The sequence below is a fragment of the Hydrogenophaga soli genome (assembly GCF_054777695.1).
Genome location: NZ_BAAHAK010000009.1, coordinates 91795 through 108155, shown reverse-complemented (window position 1 = coordinate 108155; position 16361 = coordinate 91795). Strand labels below are relative to the sequence as shown.

The window sequence follows — 16361 nt, the reverse complement described above, 5'->3', positions numbered from 1 at the left end:
GCAGGGTGCTGGGGCGGTATTGTCATACTGGATGCATGGATGCCTGCCCTGCCCCCCAAGCCACCCCAACCCCGCCCAGCCTGTGGTGGGACGTGTTCTGCCGCGTCATCGACAACCACGGCGACCTGGGGGTGTTGTGGCGGCTGTCGCGCCAGCTGGCCCGCCGCGGCCAGCGCGTGCGCCTGTGGGTGGACGACGCCAGCGCCTTGCGGTGGATGGCCCCCGAAGGCGAACCCGGCGTGCAGGTGCTGCCCTGGAGCTTGAGCGAGTCGCGCCACACCGTCCAAGACACCACCACCTGGCCGCGGGCCGATGTGTGGGTGGAAGGTTTTGGGTGCGAGATAAGTCCTGAATTCATAGCTGCTCACGCTTTATATGAAAGCGCTGGAGGCCAAAAAGACTTGAAAATTCCGGTGTGGCTGAACCTGGAGTACCTGACCGCCGAACCCTACGCCGAGCGCTGCCACCGCCTGCCCTCACCCGTGATGAGCGGCCCCGCCAAGGGCTGGACCAAACACTTCCACTACCCCGGCTTCAGCCCCCGCACCGGCGGCTTGCTGCGCGAGCCCGAGCTGGCCCAGCGCCAGCAGCGGTTTGACCGTGCCGCCTGGCTGGCCCAACACGGCGTGGCCAGGACCGGCCAGACCCTGGTCAGCCTGTTCTGCTACGAACCCCCTGCCCTGCCCCAGCTGCTGCACCGCCTGGGCCACGACGCCCGGTCCCACACCCTGCTGGTGGCGCATGGCCGCCCCCGGGCGGCGGTGCTGGCGGCCTGGTCGGCCCTGGGCCTGAACCGCCCCGCCTGCCCCCCGGACGCGCTGCCGCAGCCCCTGCAACACGGGCGGCTGACCGTGCAGTTTCTGCCCCCCCTCAGCCAGGACGACTACGACCACCTGCTGTGGGCCTGCGACTGGAACATGGTGCGCGGCGAAGACTCGCTGGTGCGCGCCCTGTGGGCAGGCAAGCCTTTGGTGTGGCACATCTACCCGCAAGACGATGGGGCCCACCACGCCAAGCTGGCGGCGTTCCTGGAGCGCTTGAACGTGCCCGCCCACCTGCAAGACTGGCACCGCTGGTGGAACGCCCCTGACGCTTCCGCCTCCCCCGAGCCCACCGCCTGGCCCGACGACACCGACTGGGCCCAGCGCACCCGCGATGCGTTGTGCCAACAGCCCGACTTGGTCACACAATTGCTGGCATGGACCAGCCCATCCTCGCCCGCCTCCGCCTGAACCGCCGCCACCTGTTGCTCCAAAGCCTGCCCTGGGCCAGCGGCTTGGCCGCCCTGCCCGCCTTGCCCGCCCGGGCTTCGGAGCCCGCGGCGGCGCAGGTCAAGCTGGTTCAGGGCGAGGTGCAGATCACCAGCGCCAACGGCCACCATCGGCAGCCTCTGGTGGGCGAGTCGGTGCATGTGGGCGACCTCATCACCACCGGCCCGGGCAGCGAGTTGCACGCCCAGTGGAGCGATGGGGCCTACCTGGCGGCCCGCCCCCGCAGCAGCATCCGCGTGGACGCCTTCCGGCTCCAGGGCGACCCCCAGGACCTGAGTTGGATCACCCTGCTACAAGGCGGCTTGCGCATGGTCACCGGCTGGATTGGCAAGGCCCACCGCCCGGGCTTTCGCCTCAAGACCCCGGTGGCCACCATCGGCATCCGCGGCACCGACTTCGAACTGCAGCACCTCGGCCCGGCCGACGACACCCCTGCCGACGAAATCGGCACCCACATCCTGGTGCTGGAAGGGGCCACGGTGCTCTTCAACGACAGCGGCGAAGTGGATGTCCCTGAAGGCCAAGCGGCCTGGGTCGATCGCGAAGGGCAGGCACCACAGAAGCACGAGCAGGTTCCAGCCTTCCTTCGGCGCAGGCGTGGTCGCTTCGAAGGTCTGGTGGACAACGAAGCCGCCAACATCAAGGCCACCATCCTCGCCAAGCTGCAAGAGCGCAGCCTGGCCACCACCGGGCAGACGCTGCAACAACGCATCGACCAGTTCCGCCAGGACAACCCGGATTCCACCCTGAGCGACCGCGAACTGCTCCAACGCGCCCAGCGGCGGGCCGCCCAGCACCGTGGCGGCAAGGACGGCAAGGGCGGAGGTGGGGGCGGAGGCCGACGCTGAGCCCCGCCCGCGGCGGAACGGCCAAGGCCTCGCCACCCTGACCGGGTAGAATGCCCGGTTACCTTGATGCCGCCGGCCAAGCTTGCCGCGGCGCACTGTCCGCCGCGCGCCGCGGCACCCATCCGACCTCACTCTCATGAAAATCGCCCAAGAAATCCGCGCCGGCAACGTCATCATGCACGGCAAGGACCCCATGGTGGTCCTGAAAACCGAATACGCCCGTGGCGGCCGCGGTGCAGCCACCGTGCGCATGAAGCTCAAGAGCCTGATCGCCAACTTCGGCACCGAAGTGGTGTTCAAGGCCGACGACAAGATCGACAACGTCATCCTTGACAAGAAAGAGTGCACCTACTCCTACTTCGCCGACCCCATGTACGTGTGCATGGACACCGAGTACAACCAGTACGAAGTCGAAGCCGAAAACATGGGCGACTCCCTGAACTACCTGGAAGACGGCATGCCCGTTGAAGTGGTGTTCTACGACGGCAAGGCCATCTCCGTCGAGCTGCCCACCAGCGTCGAGCGCGAAATCACCTGGACCGAACCCGCCGTCAAGGGCGACACGTCCGGCAAGGTGCTCAAGCCCGCCAAGATCGCCACCGGCTTCGAAGTGCCCGTGCCCCTGTTCGTCAACCAAGGCGACCGCATCGAAATCGACACCCGCACCGGTGAATACCGCAAGCGCGTCTGACCCTCAGCCGCCCTCGTCAAAAAGGCTCCTTCGGGAGCCTTTTTTGCTGCCCCACCACCCCGGAATTCGTCACCACCGTGGTGCATGATCGGGCCGTGCACATGTTCGTTTGTTTCACCTGATCCCGTCCCTGGTCCCATGGAAAACACCCAAAACCTCAACACCGACCGCCTGGCCGATGCCTGGGCCGAGCTGCAAGCCCATGCAGCATCCGGAGCCCCCATCGACGCCGCGGCCCACCGCCTGGCCTTTGCCGACCCCGAGTTCCTGCTGCGCCGCGAAACCCGCGGCATCCGGCTGCAACTGGAAATGCTCAAACCCGACCTGACCCAACGGGCCCTGGGCATCGACAACACCGTGGTGGTGTATGGCAGCGCCCGCTTTGTGTCGGAAGACGTGGCCCGCGAACAACTGGCCCAAGCCCAGGCCGGTGGTGATGCTGCCGCCATCCAACGGGCCGAACGCCAACTGCGCAACGCCTACTTTTACGAGCAGGCCCGGGCATTCGGGCGCATCGTGGCCGAAAACAGCCAGTGCTGCACCCCGGGCGAACAGCTGTTTGTCTGCACGGGCGGTGGCCCCGGCATCATGGAAGCCGCCAACCGCGGCGCCGCGGAGGCAGGGGCCCTGACGGTGGGCCTCAACATCGCCCTGCCGCACGAACAAGGGGCCAACCCCTGGGTGTCGCCGGAGCTGAGCTTCAAGTTCCACTACTTCGCCATGCGCAAGATGCACTTCATGATGCGGGCCAAGGCGCTGGTGGTGTTCCCCGGTGGCTTTGGCACGCTGGATGAGTTGTTCGAAGTCATCACCCTGGTGCAATGCGGCAAGGCCAAACCCGTGCCCATCGTGCTGTTCGGCAGCGACTACTGGCACAAGCTGTTCAACTTCGAGGCGTTGGTGGAATACGGCACCATTTCGCCCGACGACCTGCACCTGCTCACCTATGCCGATGAGCCCCAGGCCATCTGGGACTGCATCCGCCGCTTCTACGGCCTGCCCACCAAAGCTTGAACGGCTTATATTACCCTGGTAAAAATATAAATACCCGGGTAAAATAAGCCCATGGACGATCCCACATCCCCTTCTGCCCCCCCGCCACCCCATTGCATTGCCTTCCAGGGCACACAACGCTTGGCCACCGGTTCGCTGGCCGACGTGGCCTTGGCCATCAAACGGGTGACCGACGGGGGTGAACACGGCCCCATCCTGCTGTTCAACGCCGACACCAGTGCCTTGCTGGAGGTGGACACCCGCGGCAGCGAGGCCGACGTGGTGCAACGGTATGCCGCCACCCTGCCGCCCGAGCCGCCCCCCCCCCTCCCCGCCCCCGAGCCCCAGCGCGCCCGGGGTCGCCCCAAGCTGGGGGTGGTGGCCCGCGAGGTCACGCTGCTGCCCCGCCACTGGGATTGGTTGACCAGCCAACCCGGTGGTGCCTCGGTGGCGCTGCGCAAGCTGGTGGACGAAGCCCGGCGCACCCACGCCGGACGTGACGCGGTGCGCCGTTCACGCGACGCCACCTACCAGTTCATGACGGCCATCGCCAGTGGCCTGGACTCGTTCGAAGAAGCCACCCGCGCCCTGTTTGCAGGCGACCTGCAGCGCTTTCAGGCCTTGATGGTCCCGTGGCCCGCGGACGTGCGTGAACACGCGCTGCACCTGGCCCAACACGCCTTTGACACCCCCTGAACCCACGCGGTGCCACACAAACGCCCGTCGCGTCCTGTATATTACTAACCAACCGGTCAGTAAACATGTCCACTCCTGTCCCCGCCCCTCCAACCCCGCACCGCCGCGAGCGTCGCAAAGACGCCCGCCCGGGCGAGCTGATGGACGCAGCCCTCACACTGTTCGTGGACAAGGGCTTTGCCGCCACCCGCGTGGAAGAGGTGGCCAGCCTGGCCGGTGTGTCCAAGGGCACGCTGTTTTTGTACTTCCCGAGCAAGGTGGAGTTGTTCAAGGCCGTGGTGCGCGAAAACATCGCGGGCCGTTTTGGCGAGTGGAACTCCGAGTTCGACTCCTTCGAGGGCACCACCGTCGAGCTGGTGCGTTACGCCATGCACCAGTGGTGGGAGCGCATCGGAGCCACGCGGGCCTCGGGCATCACCAAGCTGGTGATGAGCGAAGCCGGCCAGTTCCCCGAAATTGCCGAGTTCTACACCCACGAAGTGATCGAGCCTGGCAATGCGCTGATCCGCCGCATCCTGCAGCGGGGCATTGACCGGGGCGAATTTCGCCCCATGGATCTGGATTACGCGATTTTTTCCGTCATCGCCCCCATGATTTTTGCGGTCCTGTGGAAACACTCGCTGGCCCCGTGCTGCGCGCTGTCCAGCACCGGGCGCAACCTCGACCCCAAGACCTTCATCGACCAACAGGCCGAAATGCTGCTGCAGGGGCTGATCCGCCGCGCACCGACCAGCGCCCCCCAGGCCGCCCCCTCCCACCTGTCCGCAGGCCGCTGACCCATGTCCCATCCGCTTCCATCTTCCTCACCCTCGTCTTCCTCCCGCCCCACCGCGCGACGCCGCTGGGTGCGCTGGACCGCCGTGGCCCTGGCGGTGGTGGTGGTGGCTGTGGGGGTGGGACGGGCACTGAACAAGCGCCAGGTCCAGCGCACCGAGGCCGATGCCGCCGCTGCCCGCCTGCAAGCCCCGGTGGTGTATGCGCTGGCCAGTGCCGACACGGTGACCGCCCGCCACCTCACCCTCACGCAGACCGTGACCATTTCCGGCACCGTCAAGGCCACGCAGACTGCGGTCCTGAAAGCCAAGGTGGCGGGCGAGGTGCAAGGCTTGCAGGTGCGTGAAGGCGATGCGGTGCAGGCTGGGCAGGTGCTGGGCCGCGTGGACACCACCGAATACCAGGCTCGCACGCAACAGGCCGAACAACAGGCACAAGCCGCCCAGGCGCAGGTGGACATTGCCCAGCGGGCCTGGGCCAACAACCAGGCACTGGTGAACCAAGGCTTCATCTCCAAGACCGCACTGGACACCTCGGCATCCAACCTGGAAGGTGCCCAGGCCAACCACCGTGCGGCCCTGGCGGCCCTGGACGTGGCCCGCAAATCGCTGTCCGACACCGCCCTGCGCAGCCCCTTGACCGGCCAGGTGGCCGCCCGCCTGGTGCAAAACGGGGAGCGCGTGGGCGTGGATGCCCGGGTGCTGGAGTTGGTGGACCTGCGCGAGCTGGAGCTGGAAGTGGCCCTGACGCCTGCCGACGCCGCCCGCGTGGCCGTGGGCCAGACCGCCACGCTGACGGTGGAGGGGCTGCCCCAGCCCGTGGCCGCCAAGGTGATCCGCATCAGCCCGAGCGCCCAGACCGCCAGCCGCAGCATCCTGGCTTACCTCAAGGTGGCACCGACCCCCGGGCTGCGCCACGGTCTGTTTGCCAATGGATTCATTGCCCTGGGGCCGGTGCAAGGCGTGGCCGTGCCCGCCTCTGCCGTGCGCAACGACCGCCCCCAACCCTATGTGCAGTGGCTGCGGCCCCTGTCCAACGCCACCGACGGTGCGCAGGCCGAAGTGGTGCACCAGCCGGTGCGGGTGGTCGCGCGGGGTCAAGGCCCCGACACGCCCGATGGAACGGGCACCCACGTCATTCTCGATTCCATAGCAGACAACACTTTATTCATCAGCGGTAGGGCCGGTTTGTTTCAAGAAAAAACCCGGGTCCGCCTGGCCGCTGCCCCGAACGCACCTGTCGCAGCCACCCCGGCGGCCCCGTCCACACCGGGCGACAGCTCCACCCCCCGCTGAGGCACCGACCCGCCATGTGGTTCACCCAAGTTTCCCTGCGCAACCCGGTCTTTGCGACCATGGTGATGCTGGCCTTTGTGGTGCTGGGGCTGTTCGCCATCCAGCGCATGCAGGTGGACCAGTTCCCCAACATCGACTTCCCCGTGGTGGTGGTCACCACCGAATACCCCGGTGCCGCGCCTGAAATCGTGGAAACCGAGGTCACGCAGAAAGTGGAAGAGGCGGTCAACACGATTGCCGGCATCAACGCCCTGACCTCGCGCAGCTACGAGAGCCAGTCGGTGGTCATCATCGAGTTCGGCCTGCACATCGAAGGTCGCAAGGCCGCCGAAGACGTGCGCGAAAAGATCGCCCTGCTCAAGCCCAGCCTGCGCACCGAGGTGAAAGACCCCAAGGTGCTGCGCTTCGACCCCGCGGCACGCGCCGTGTGGTCGGTGGCGGTGCTGCCTGCCAGCCCTGACACGGCCTCCCCCGGGGCGCCCCCCGTGCGTGCCCCCTCGCACGTGGAGCTGACCCAATGGGCCGAGCAGACGCTGAAAAAGCGCCTGGAAAACGTGCGTGGCGTGGGCGCGGTGACCGTGGTGGGGGGCACCAGCCGGGCCATCCAGATCGAACTCAACCCCCAGGCCATGGAGGCTTTCGGCATCACCGCCGACCAGGTGGTGGCCGCGGTGCGCACCGAAAACCAGGACGCCCCCTTGGGCACCCTGCGCACCCTGCAGCAGGAAAAGGTGGTGCAGCTGCAGTCCCGGGTGGCGCAGCCGCAGGACCTTGAACGCATCATCGTCAGCCGCCGCGGCGGCCAAGCCGTGCGCCTGGGCCAGGTGGCCCGGGTGGTGGACAGTGCGCTGGAGCAGGAGAACCTGGCGCTGTACAACGGCGAGCGCACCCTGCTGCTGCAGGTGCAGAAAACCCAGGACGAAAACACCATCGAGGTGGTCAACGGCCTGCAGGCGGCGCTCAAGGACATCCAGGCCCAGGCCCCGGCGGGCATCCAGCTGCGCGAGGTGCAGGACGGATCGCGCCCCATCAAGGTGGGCGTGGCCAACGTGCGCCAGACGCTGATCGAAGGCGCCTTGCTGACGGTGCTCATCGTCTTCCTGTTCCTCAACAGCTGGCGCTCCACCCTCATCACCGGACTGACCCTGCCCATTGCCCTGGTGGGCACCTTCATGGTGATGAAGGCGTTCGGCTTCACCATCAACATGCTCACCCTCATGGCCCTGAGCTTGAGCGTGGGCCTGCTGATCGACGACGCCATCGTGGTGCGCGAGAACATCGTGCGCCACCTGCAAATGGGCAAGACGGCCTACAACGCGGCCATGGACGGCACGCAGGAAATCGGGCTGGCGGTGCTGGCCACGTCGCTGTCCATCGTGGCGGTGTTCCTGCCCATCGGGTTCATGGAAGGCATCATCGGCAAGTTCTTCCACGAGTTCGGCATCACGGTGGCCGCGGCCATCCTGATTTCGATGTTCGTCAGCTTCACCCTGGACCCCATGCTGTCCTCGGTGTGGCACGACCCGTCGGTGCATGCCCACAGCAACCCCGACGGCACCGGCCACTGGGTGGACGCCGGGGGGCCACCCCAGGGCTGGTACGACCGCAGCATTGGCCGCGTAACCGGCTGGATCGACCACCTGCAGGACGAACTGGCCGAGGTGTACCGCCATGTGCTGGAGTGGGCCCTGCAACACAAGCTGACCACCCTGGCAATGGCCACCGCGGTGTTTGTCACCAGCGTGCTGATGGTGCCGCTGCTGGGCACCGAGTTCGTGCCCAAGGCCGACTTCTCCGAAACCAGCCTGACCTTCCACACCCCGGTGGGCTCGTCGCTGGAGGCCACCGAGGCCAAGGCCCGGCAGGTCGAGGCCATCGTGCGCGAGTTTCCCGAGGTGCGCTACACCCTGTCCACCCTCAACGTGGGCAACGCCCAGGGCAAGATCTACGCCAACATCTACATCCGTCTGGTGGACCGCAAGGACCGCACGCTGAGTGCCGACCAGATGTCGTCCACCCTGCGCGAGCGCCTGCGCAGCGTGGGCGGCATCAACGTCACCCACGTGGGCCTGCTGGACGCCGTGGGCGGCAACAAGCAGGTGGAGTTTTCGCTGCAAGGGGCCGACCTGAAAGAACTGGAGCGCCTCGCCCAGCAGGTGATGGCGCGCATCCGGCCCATTCCCGGCCTGGTGGACCTGGACTCCTCCGTCAAACCCGACAAACCCACGGTGGAGCTGCACCTCAAGGCCGATGCCGCGTCCGACCTGGGCGTGTCCACCGGCAGCCTGGCCAGCGCCTTGCGCACCCTGATCGCCGGGCAGACCGTGGGCAACTGGCGTGACCAGAACGACGAGACGCACGACGTCATCGTGCGACTGCCCCCCGACGAGCGCCGCACCCCCGAGATGCTGGCCCGCCTGCCCGTGGTGGTGGGCACCAACGCCGACGGCAGCGCCCGCGTGGTGCGGGTGGGCCAGGTGGCCGATGTGGTCGCGGCCACGGGGGCCAACCAGATCAACCGCCGCAGCCTGACCCGCGAGGTGGCCATCAACGCCAACGTCTACGGCCGCACCGCGGGCGAGGTGTCGGCCGACATCCGCAAGGTGCTGGACGAAACGGCCTTCCCGCCCGGCTACCGCTACCAGTTTGGCGGCTCCACCAAGAACATGCAGGAGTCGTTCGGCTACGCCGTCTCGGCCCTGGCCATGGCGGTGATCTTCATCTACATGATCCTGGCCAGCCAGTTCAAAAGCTTTTTGCAACCGCTGGCCTTGATGACCTCGCTGCCGCTCACCCTCATCGGCGTGGTGCTGGCGCTCATGATGTTCGGCTCCAGCCTGAGCATGTTCTCGGTCATCGGGGTCATCATGCTCATGGGGCTGGTCACCAAAAACGCCATCCTGCTGGTGGACTTTGCCATCCGTGCCCGCGAAGGCACGCCCGACCACCCCGCCCTGGGCCGCACCGACGCCCTGCTGCTGGCCGCCAAGGTGCGGCTGCGCCCCATCCTCATGACCACCCTGGCCATGGTGTTTGGCATGGTGCCACTGGCCTTTGCCCTGTCGGAAGGTTCGGAACAACGGGCCCCCATGGGGCAGGCGGTGATCGGCGGGGTCATCACCTCGTCCATCCTCACCCTGGTGGTGGTGCCGGTGGTCTATTGCTACATGGACGACCTGGGCGCCTGGCTGCGCCGCAAGCTGAGCCCATGAAAGCATGCCCATTTAGAATGAACGGAACCCTTCCAATATACCCACCGGAGTATAAAATGACCGCCATGACCACCGCCTCCACACCCGCAGGCTTCGACGCCGCCAAGGCCCGGTTCAACATGATCGAGCAGCAGATCCGCCCCTGGGACGTGGCCGACTCTGCCGTGCTGGCCCTGCTGGACAGCGTACCGCGCGACGCGTTTGTGGGCGAAGCCCACCGCGCACTGGCCTATGCCGACCTGTCGCTGCCCACCTCGGCCAGCGCCAAGGAAGGCGAAGCCATGCTGCAACCCAAGGTGCAGGCCCGCATGGTTCAAGACGCCGCCGTGCAAGCCACCGACACCGTGCTGCACGTGGGCACCGGCACCGGCTTCATGGCCGCCCTGCTGGGCAAACAGGCCCAGTCGGTGACCAGCATCGAGATCAATCCCGCGCTGGCCGACCAGGCCCGCGCCAACCTCAAGGCCGTGGGCATCACCAACGTCGAGGTGGTCACCGCCGACGCCACCGCCCAGGACTTCAAGGCCTGCCAGGCCAAGGCCCCCTACGACGTGATCATGCTCAGCGGCTCCATGGCCGAGGTGCCGCAGGCGCTGCTGTCCATGCTCAAACCCGGTGGCCGCTTGGTGGCCATCGTGGGCAACGAGCCGGTGATGCGCGTCCACGTCATCACCCGCACCTCCGCCACCGGCTTCGCCACCGCCCAACCCTGGGACTACACCGCGGCACGGCTGGTCAACTTCCCGCAAACCCCTGGTTTCCAGTTCTGAACACCATGCAACAACTCCGCGCCAGCCAAGTGGCCGATTGGGCCCGACAACACGCCGACACCGTGCCCGGGCAACGGCCCCTGGTGATGGACGTGCGGGAGGCCTGGGAACTCCAGACCGCCGCCCTGCCCGCGCCCACCGAGGCCGATGGATACCAGGTGGTGCACATGCCCATGCGCACCGTGCCGGCGCGGTACCTGGAGCTGGACAAGGCCCAACCCATTGCCTGCCTGTGCCACCACGGCGCCCGCAGCCTGCAAGTGGCCCACTTCCTGGAACAAAACGGTTTCACCCACGTGGTCAACATCCAAGGGGGCATCAACGCCTGGGCCTTGGAGCACGATTCCCGCGTTCCGTTGTACTGACCGCATCCCCTGTCCAGCTTCCGCCCACACCGCCATGACACTCCATCACCCCGCCCATTGCCCAGCGACCATCGCCACCCGCCCTGTGGCCCAGCCCGTGCCGTCGCGCCTGCGCAGCGTGGTCTTGGCCGCTCTGATGGGATGGGGGGCTTCCATGGCCCAGGCCCAATCGCTGGTGGACCTGTACGAGGCGGCCAAGGGGTTTGACGCCACCTTCCAAAGCGCACGCTCGGCCTACGACGCCGCTGCAGCCAAAGCCGACCAGGCGCGTGCGGGGCTGCTGCCCACAGTGGGCCTGTCGGCCGGGGCCAGCCGGAGCAACGTGGACAACGCCGCCCCCCTGCCCGACCGCAGTTTCAGCGCCCAGAACGCCACCGTGGCCGCCAGCCAACCGCTGTACCGCCCCGCCAACAAGCTGGTCTACGAACAAGGGCAGAAGTCGCTGGACGTGGCCCAGGCCCAGCTGAAGGCCGCCGAGCAAGACCTGATCATCCGCACCACGCAGGCCTACTTTGACGTGCTGGCCGCGCAAGACACCCTCACCTTCGTCGGCGCGCAAAAGAAGGCCGTGGCCGAGCAGCTCGCCGCCGCCCAGCGCAACTTCGAGGTGGGCACCGCCACCATCACCGACTCGCGCGAGGCCCAGGCCCGGTACGACCTGGTGCTGGCCCAGGAAATCGCCGCCGAGAACGACCTGCGCGTGAAAAAGCTGGCGCTGGACACCCTGGTGGGCCGCCCGCAAACCGCCCCCGCACCCCTGGCCCTGCCGGTGGCCCTGCCCGCCGTGACGCCGGACGACGTGTCCACCTGGGTCAACCAAGCCGAAACCGGCCACCCCAGCGTGCAACAGGCCCAGGCCGCGCTCGACATCGCCAAGCTGGAAACCGACAAGGCCAAGGCCGGCCACGGCCCCACGCTGGACCTGACCGCCCAGTACCAGATGGCCCGCGCACCCTCCAACTCCACGGGGCAGATCGTGCGCAGCAACACCGCCAGCGTGGGCGTGCAGTTCAACCTGCCGCTGTTTGCAGGCTTCGCCATCCAGAACCGGGTGAAGGAAACCCTGGCCCTGGAGGACAAGGCCCGCACCGACCTGGAAGCCGTCCGCCGCGCCGTGGCCCAGGCCACCCGCACCGCCTTCTTTGGCGTGCAGTCGGGCAAAGGCCAGGTCAAGGCGCTGGAAGCTGCCGAAGCCTCCAGCCAAAGCGCCCTGGAGGCCAACCAACTGGGCTACCAAGTGGGGGTTCGCATCAACATCGACGTGCTCAACGCCCAAAGCCAGCTCTACCAGACCAAGCGTGACCTGGCCGTGGCCCGCTACAACGTGCTGCTGGGCAGCCTGAAACTGCGTCAGGCCAGCGGCAGCCTGACGGCGGACGACCTCGCCCCCATCAACGCGCTGGTGGCGCGCTGAGCGCCAGCTGTGCCAGCACGGCCTCCGCCGTGCGTGCCGCAGCCCCTTGCTGTGACGAGGCCCAGGCCCGCGCGGCCTCGGTCGCCTGCGCATGGGCAGGGGCATCGGTCAGCCATTGCAGCGCGGCCAACACACCGCTGGCCAGGTCGGGCACGCGCTGCGCGGCGCCTGCGGCCAGCGCCTGGTCGGTGGCCTCGGCAAAGTTGAAGGTGTGGGGCCCCACCACCACCGGGCATCCACAGGCCGCCAGTTCGATCAGGTTCTGCCCGCCCAGGGGCTGAAAACTCCCGCCCAGCAAGGCCACGTCGGCCAGCGAGGCGTACAGCGTCATTTCGCCCAGGGAGTCGCCCAGCCAGACGGTGGGTCCGTCACCCGCGGGCGGCTGAGTGGCGTCAAGTGCGGCGGACTTGCCCTGCGCCCGGGGCTGCTGCCCGGCGTCCAGGGCCGCCCCCCACTGTGCCCGGCGAAGCACCTCGCCCCCGTCGGTTTGCAGAAGCTCGGCCACCGCATCAAAGCGCTGCGGGTGCCGGGGCACCACCAGGAATACTATGTTTTTGATAGCTGCTTGCGCTTTAACACCAAGCGACAGAGCACAAATTTGCTTGTAAAACTCCAGCTCCTCCCCCTCGCGGCTGCTGGCCAGCATCACCACCGGGCGTTGCAGGGTGTGCCGCCAGCGACGGGCGGTGGCCTGCTGGTCGGGGTGGGGCCGGGCGTCGTACTTCAGGTTGCCCCACACCTGCACGGCGCGTGCGCCCACCTGCTGCAGGCGTTGGGCATCGGCCTCGGTCTGCGCGCCCACCACGGTCAGCGCGGCGTAGGCGGGCCGGGACAGCCACGCCAGGCGCTGGGCCCCGCGGGTGGACCGTTCATTGAGCCGGGCGTTGACCAGCATCAGCGGCACCCCGGCGGCATGGGCCTGGTGGATGAGGGTCGGCCAGATTTCGGTTTCCATCAGCACGCCCACGCGGGGGCGCTGGTGCTGCAAGAAGCGGCGCACGCTCCAGGGGTCGTCCCACGGCAGCCAGGTGTGGGTGTCGCCGGGGCGCAGCAGGCGCTGGCCCTCAGCCCAGCCGGTGGCGGTGCTGTGGGTCAGCAGCAGGCGCAATGGGGGCAGGCGTTCGCGCAAGGCCGCCAGCAGCACCGCCGCCGCCCGGGTTTCGCCCAGGGAGACGGCGTGCAGCCACAGCGTGGGGCCGCCGTCTGCGGGCGGGTGGGCCGACGGAAGAGCGGGTTGTGGGGCGGCCAGGGGCTGCGCATCCACCGGCGGGTGGCCAAACCGGGCGTCCACCTCCAGCGCGTAGCCGGGCTCGGACACTGCACGGCGGGCCAGCTTGCGGCGCAACAGGGGCCGGGCCAGGGCCATCAGCCCGCCGTACAGGGCCAGCGCCAGGCGCTCGTGCCAACGCCACGGGGAAGCAGGGGTGTGCATGGCTGTGGAGGACGAAAAAGGCCGTTCAGGCCGCGGCAGCGGCCCACAAGCCCTGGTACACGCGGCCAATGCCCTGGGCCTCGGCAGCCAACGAAAACCGTTGTGCCACCGTGGCCCGCGCCTGCTGGCCCAGGGCCTGGGTGGCGGCGGGGTCGGCCATGAGGCGGGTGACGGCATCGGCCAGCGCGGGCGCGTCGCCCGTGGGCACCAGCCAGCCGTTCTGGCCGGGCGCAATCAGTTCTTCAAAAGCACCCGTGCGCGAACACACCAAGGCACAGCCGGTGGCCCCCGCCTCGAACGGGGTGAGGCCAAAGGGTTCGTAACGCGGGCAGGCCACCCCGATCAGGCAGCGCTGGTACCAGCGGTGCACCTCGCCCGCCGGGATTTCGCCCAGGAACACGATGCGCCCGTGCAGCCCCGCCGCGTCGATGCGCGCCTGCAACTCGGCCTGGTAGGTCTGATGCTGCGGCTGTGCCAGCCCGGCGATGACGGCGGTGAAGTCGGGGAAGCGGGGCAGCGCCTGGATCAGCGCGTCCACAAACACGTCGGTCCCTTTGTCGGGCCGCACGCGCCCGAACACGCCAATGCCGTAACGCCCAGGCAGGCCGCTGTCGGCCCAGGCGGTGGCCTTGTCCACCGGGGCAAACCGCGCCAGATCGATGCCGTGGTGCACCACCGCGGTGGTGTTGGGCACGCAGTCGGCGGCCTTCTGGGTGGTGGCAATGACGGCGTCCATGCGGCTGATGAGCCAGCGCGGAAAGCGGCCATGCACATGCTGGGCCGCCGAGGTGAACACCAGTTTGATGGGCAGGCGCAGCACGTCGCGGGCCCACAGCCCGGCCATCATCTCGGGGTCGCGGCGCACATGCCAGATGCGGAACGGGCGGCCTGCCGGGGGCTTTTTGGACACCCGGATGGCCTCGCGCAGCGTCAGGCCCACCACGCCGTTGGACTGCGTGGTGCCGCAGTAGCCCAGACGCCACTGCGTCATTTGCAGGGGCACCAGCGCATTCACCGTGGCCGAGACCCCGGTGTAGCGCTTCTTGAGGTTGAACACGATGACCTCGGGGTCATCGCTCAGGCCGGGATGGAGCGGCACGGTTGCGCGGGCGCCCATTCAGTGCGCCGAAGCGCCCACCACCGCGTCGGGCTTGACGGCGTGCAGCAGCGCCAGCATGTCGGCCTCGATGCGGTGCAACGCCTCGGGCGTGTGGCCTTCAAAACGCAGCACCAGCACCGGCGTGGTGTTGGAGGCGCGCACCAGGCCAAAGCCATCGGGCCAATCCACACGCACACCGTCGATGGTGTTGACTTGGGCGGGTGCGGCAAACCGGGTGGCGGCATCGGCCTGCATGCGGGCCACCAGGGCGTGGGGCTCGCCTTCGGCGCAGGCCACGTTCAGCTCGGGCGTGCTGTGGCTGGTGGGCAGGGCGTCCAGCACCGCGGACGGGTCGGCGTGGCGGCTCAGGATTTCCAGCATGCGGGCACCGGCGTAGGTGCCGTCGTCAAAGCCGTACCAGCGCTCCTTGAAGAAGATGTGCCCGCTCATTTCGCCGCCCAGCGGCGAGTTCACTTCTTTCATGCGGGCCTTGATGAGCGAATGCCCGGTCTTGAACATCTCAGGCACGCCGCCCGCCGCGGCAATGGCCGGGGCCAGGCGCTGGGTGCATTTGACGTCGAACAGGATGGTGCCGCCCGGCACGCGAGAGAGCACGTCCTGGGCAAACAGCATCAGCTGCCGGTCGGGGAAGATGTTGTTGCCGCCGCGGGTGATCAGGCCCAGGCGGTCGCCGTCGCCGTCGAAGGCCAGGCCCAGCTCGGCCCCGGATTCGCCCAGCACGCGGATCAGGTCTTTCAGGTTTTCGGGCTTGCTGGGGTCGGGGTGGTGGTTGGGGAAATGGCCATCCACCTCGCTGAACAGTTCGATCACCTCACAACCCAGGGCCCGGAAGATGGCCGGGGCCGAATCACCGGCCACGCCGTTGCCACTGTCCACCACCACCTTGAGCGGGCGGACCAGCTTCACGTCGGACACGATGCGGGCCTGGTAGTCCTCGTTCACACGCACGCTGCGGACCGTGCCGCCCGCGGCCAGCGTCCAGCTCTCGGCCTCGATGGTGCGGCGCAGGCCCTGGATTTCGTCGCCGTAGATGGCGCGCCCCGCCAGCACCATCTTGAAGCCGTTGTAGTCCTTGGGGTTGTGGCTGCCCGTGACCTGGATGCCACTGCGGCACAAGGTGCTGGCCGCAAAGTACAGCATGGGCGTGGTGACCATGCCCACATCCAACACCTCCAGCCCGGTGGCCACCAGGCCGCGAATCAGGGCCTGGCTGAGGGCCGGACCGCTCAGGCGGCCATCGCGCCCCACGGCCACCGTGGTTTCGCCCTCTGCCCGAGCCGCCGTGCCAAAGGCTTTGCCCAGGGCCTCGGCCACCTCTTCGGTGAGGGTCGCGGGGACCACGCCCCGGATGTCATAAGCCTTGAAGATGGAGGGTGAGGGCTGCATGGCGTGTGGCGGTGTGGGTTGGACAAAACGGACGCGGGCATTGTAGGCCGCCCCTGTGGGGCAAAGGCCCCATTCCCCCGTGCAGGCACAGGTC

At 68.0% G+C, this 16361-nt stretch carries 14 protein-coding genes; 11 read left to right on the top strand and 3 right to left on the bottom strand.

Going from position 1 to position 16361, the window contains the following annotated elements; all coding sequences use genetic code 11:
* Positions 1 to 35: 35 nt before the first annotated feature.
* From earP to ACYVB7_RS15995, 11 genes are all read left to right on the top strand, one after another.
* Complete coding sequence (gene earP / locus ACYVB7_RS16045) at positions 36 to 1232, top strand: elongation factor P maturation arginine rhamnosyltransferase EarP (protein WP_460509449.1); 1197 nt, start codon at positions 36 to 38, stop codon at positions 1230 to 1232.
* The gene (locus ACYVB7_RS16040) at positions 1199 to 2119 is read left to right on the top strand and encodes a FecR family protein (protein ID WP_460509448.1); all 921 of its coding nucleotides are present in this window, start codon (positions 1199 to 1201) and stop codon (positions 2117 to 2119) included. Before earP ends, ACYVB7_RS16040 begins: the two co-directional genes overlap by 34 nt.
* A 136-nt stretch (positions 2120 to 2255) precedes the next feature.
* Entirely contained in the window at positions 2256 to 2810 is a 555-nt protein-coding gene (gene efp, locus ACYVB7_RS16035; RefSeq protein WP_460509447.1) for an elongation factor P, read from the top strand.
* A gap of 138 nt (positions 2811 to 2948) precedes the next feature.
* Positions 2949 to 3824 carry an LOG family protein gene (locus ACYVB7_RS16030; protein WP_460509445.1) on the top strand — a complete coding sequence of 292 codons (876 nt, stop codon included), beginning with the start codon at positions 2949 to 2951 and terminating at the stop codon, positions 3822 to 3824.
* A gap of 51 nt (positions 3825 to 3875) precedes the next feature.
* Entirely contained in the window at positions 3876 to 4499 is a 624-nt protein-coding gene (locus ACYVB7_RS16025) for a DUF2239 family protein (RefSeq protein WP_460509444.1), read from the top strand.
* A gap of 65 nt (positions 4500 to 4564) precedes the next feature.
* The gene (locus tag ACYVB7_RS16020) at positions 4565 to 5275 is read left to right on the top strand and encodes a TetR family transcriptional regulator (RefSeq protein ID WP_460509443.1); all 711 of its coding nucleotides are present in this window, start codon (positions 4565 to 4567) and stop codon (positions 5273 to 5275) included.
* Between the two features lie 3 nt (positions 5276 to 5278).
* Positions 5279 to 6568 carry an efflux RND transporter periplasmic adaptor subunit gene (locus ACYVB7_RS16015; RefSeq protein WP_460509442.1) on the top strand — a complete coding sequence of 430 codons (1290 nt, stop codon included), beginning with the start codon at positions 5279 to 5281 and terminating at the stop codon, positions 6566 to 6568.
* Positions 6569 to 6582: 14 nt separating this feature from the next.
* The gene (locus ACYVB7_RS16010; protein ID WP_460509441.1) at positions 6583 to 9780 is read left to right on the top strand and encodes an efflux RND transporter permease subunit; all 3198 of its coding nucleotides are present in this window, start codon (positions 6583 to 6585) and stop codon (positions 9778 to 9780) included.
* 56 nt (positions 9781 to 9836) lie between these two features.
* Positions 9837 to 10550 carry a protein-L-isoaspartate O-methyltransferase family protein gene (locus ACYVB7_RS16005; RefSeq protein WP_460509440.1) on the top strand — a complete coding sequence of 238 codons (714 nt, stop codon included), beginning with the start codon at positions 9837 to 9839 and terminating at the stop codon, positions 10548 to 10550.
* Between the two features lie 5 nt (positions 10551 to 10555).
* Entirely contained in the window at positions 10556 to 10915 is a 360-nt protein-coding gene (locus tag ACYVB7_RS16000; RefSeq protein ID WP_460509439.1) for a rhodanese-like domain-containing protein, read from the top strand.
* Between the two features lie 34 nt (positions 10916 to 10949).
* Positions 10950 to 12329 carry a TolC family outer membrane protein gene (locus ACYVB7_RS15995; RefSeq protein WP_460509437.1) on the top strand — a complete coding sequence of 460 codons (1380 nt, stop codon included), beginning with the start codon at positions 10950 to 10952 and terminating at the stop codon, positions 12327 to 12329.
* On the opposite strand, the gene ACYVB7_RS15990 is transcribed toward ACYVB7_RS15995, so the two are convergent.
* From ACYVB7_RS15990 to ACYVB7_RS15980, 3 genes are read right to left on the bottom strand one after another with little or no spacing between them, the layout of a single operon-like run.
* Positions 12307 to 13761 (bottom strand): 3-deoxy-D-manno-octulosonic acid transferase, encoded by a 1455-nt coding sequence (locus tag ACYVB7_RS15990; protein ID WP_460509436.1) that lies wholly within the window; start codon positions 13759 to 13761, stop codon positions 12307 to 12309. The genes ACYVB7_RS15995 and ACYVB7_RS15990 overlap by 23 nt on opposite strands.
* A 25-nt stretch (positions 13762 to 13786) precedes the next feature.
* Positions 13787 to 14878, bottom strand: coding sequence for a glycosyltransferase family 4 protein (locus ACYVB7_RS15985; RefSeq protein WP_460509435.1), 1092 nt, complete (start codon positions 14876 to 14878; stop codon positions 13787 to 13789).
* A complete protein-coding gene (locus tag ACYVB7_RS15980) occupies positions 14879 to 16267 on the bottom strand; it encodes a phosphomannomutase/phosphoglucomutase (RefSeq protein WP_460509434.1) in 1389 nt (462 codons plus the stop codon).
* Positions 16268 to 16361: the final 94 nt, after the last annotated feature.

Bases quoted from the DNA above. Each gene is read 5' to 3' on its own strand.
- earP (WP_460509449.1), top strand. From the start codon at position 36: ATGGATGCCTGCCCTGCCCCCCAAGCCACCCCAACCCCGCCCAGCCTG.
- ACYVB7_RS16040 (WP_460509448.1), top strand. From the start codon at position 1,199: ATGGACCAGCCCATCCTCGCCCGCCTCCGCCTGAACCGCCGCCACCTG.
- efp (WP_460509447.1), top strand. From the start codon at position 2,256: ATGAAAATCGCCCAAGAAATCCGCGCCGGCAACGTCATCATGCACGGC.
- ACYVB7_RS16030 (WP_460509445.1), top strand. From the start codon at position 2,949: ATGGAAAACACCCAAAACCTCAACACCGACCGCCTGGCCGATGCCTGG.
- ACYVB7_RS16025 (WP_460509444.1), top strand. From the start codon at position 3,876: ATGGACGATCCCACATCCCCTTCTGCCCCCCCGCCACCCCATTGCATT.
- ACYVB7_RS16020 (WP_460509443.1), top strand. From the start codon at position 4,565: ATGTCCACTCCTGTCCCCGCCCCTCCAACCCCGCACCGCCGCGAGCGT.
- ACYVB7_RS16015 (WP_460509442.1), top strand. From the start codon at position 5,279: ATGTCCCATCCGCTTCCATCTTCCTCACCCTCGTCTTCCTCCCGCCCC.
- ACYVB7_RS16010 (WP_460509441.1), top strand. From the start codon at position 6,583: ATGTGGTTCACCCAAGTTTCCCTGCGCAACCCGGTCTTTGCGACCATG.
- ACYVB7_RS16005 (WP_460509440.1), top strand. From the start codon at position 9,837: ATGACCGCCATGACCACCGCCTCCACACCCGCAGGCTTCGACGCCGCC.
- ACYVB7_RS16000 (WP_460509439.1), top strand. From the start codon at position 10,556: ATGCAACAACTCCGCGCCAGCCAAGTGGCCGATTGGGCCCGACAACAC.
- ACYVB7_RS15995 (WP_460509437.1), top strand. From the start codon at position 10,950: ATGACACTCCATCACCCCGCCCATTGCCCAGCGACCATCGCCACCCGC.
- ACYVB7_RS15990 (WP_460509436.1), bottom strand. From the start codon at position 13,761: ATGCACACCCCTGCTTCCCCGTGGCGTTGGCACGAGCGCCTGGCGCTG.
- ACYVB7_RS15985 (WP_460509435.1), bottom strand. From the start codon at position 14,878: ATGGGCGCCCGCGCAACCGTGCCGCTCCATCCCGGCCTGAGCGATGAC.
- ACYVB7_RS15980 (WP_460509434.1), bottom strand. From the start codon at position 16,267: ATGCAGCCCTCACCCTCCATCTTCAAGGCTTATGACATCCGGGGCGTG.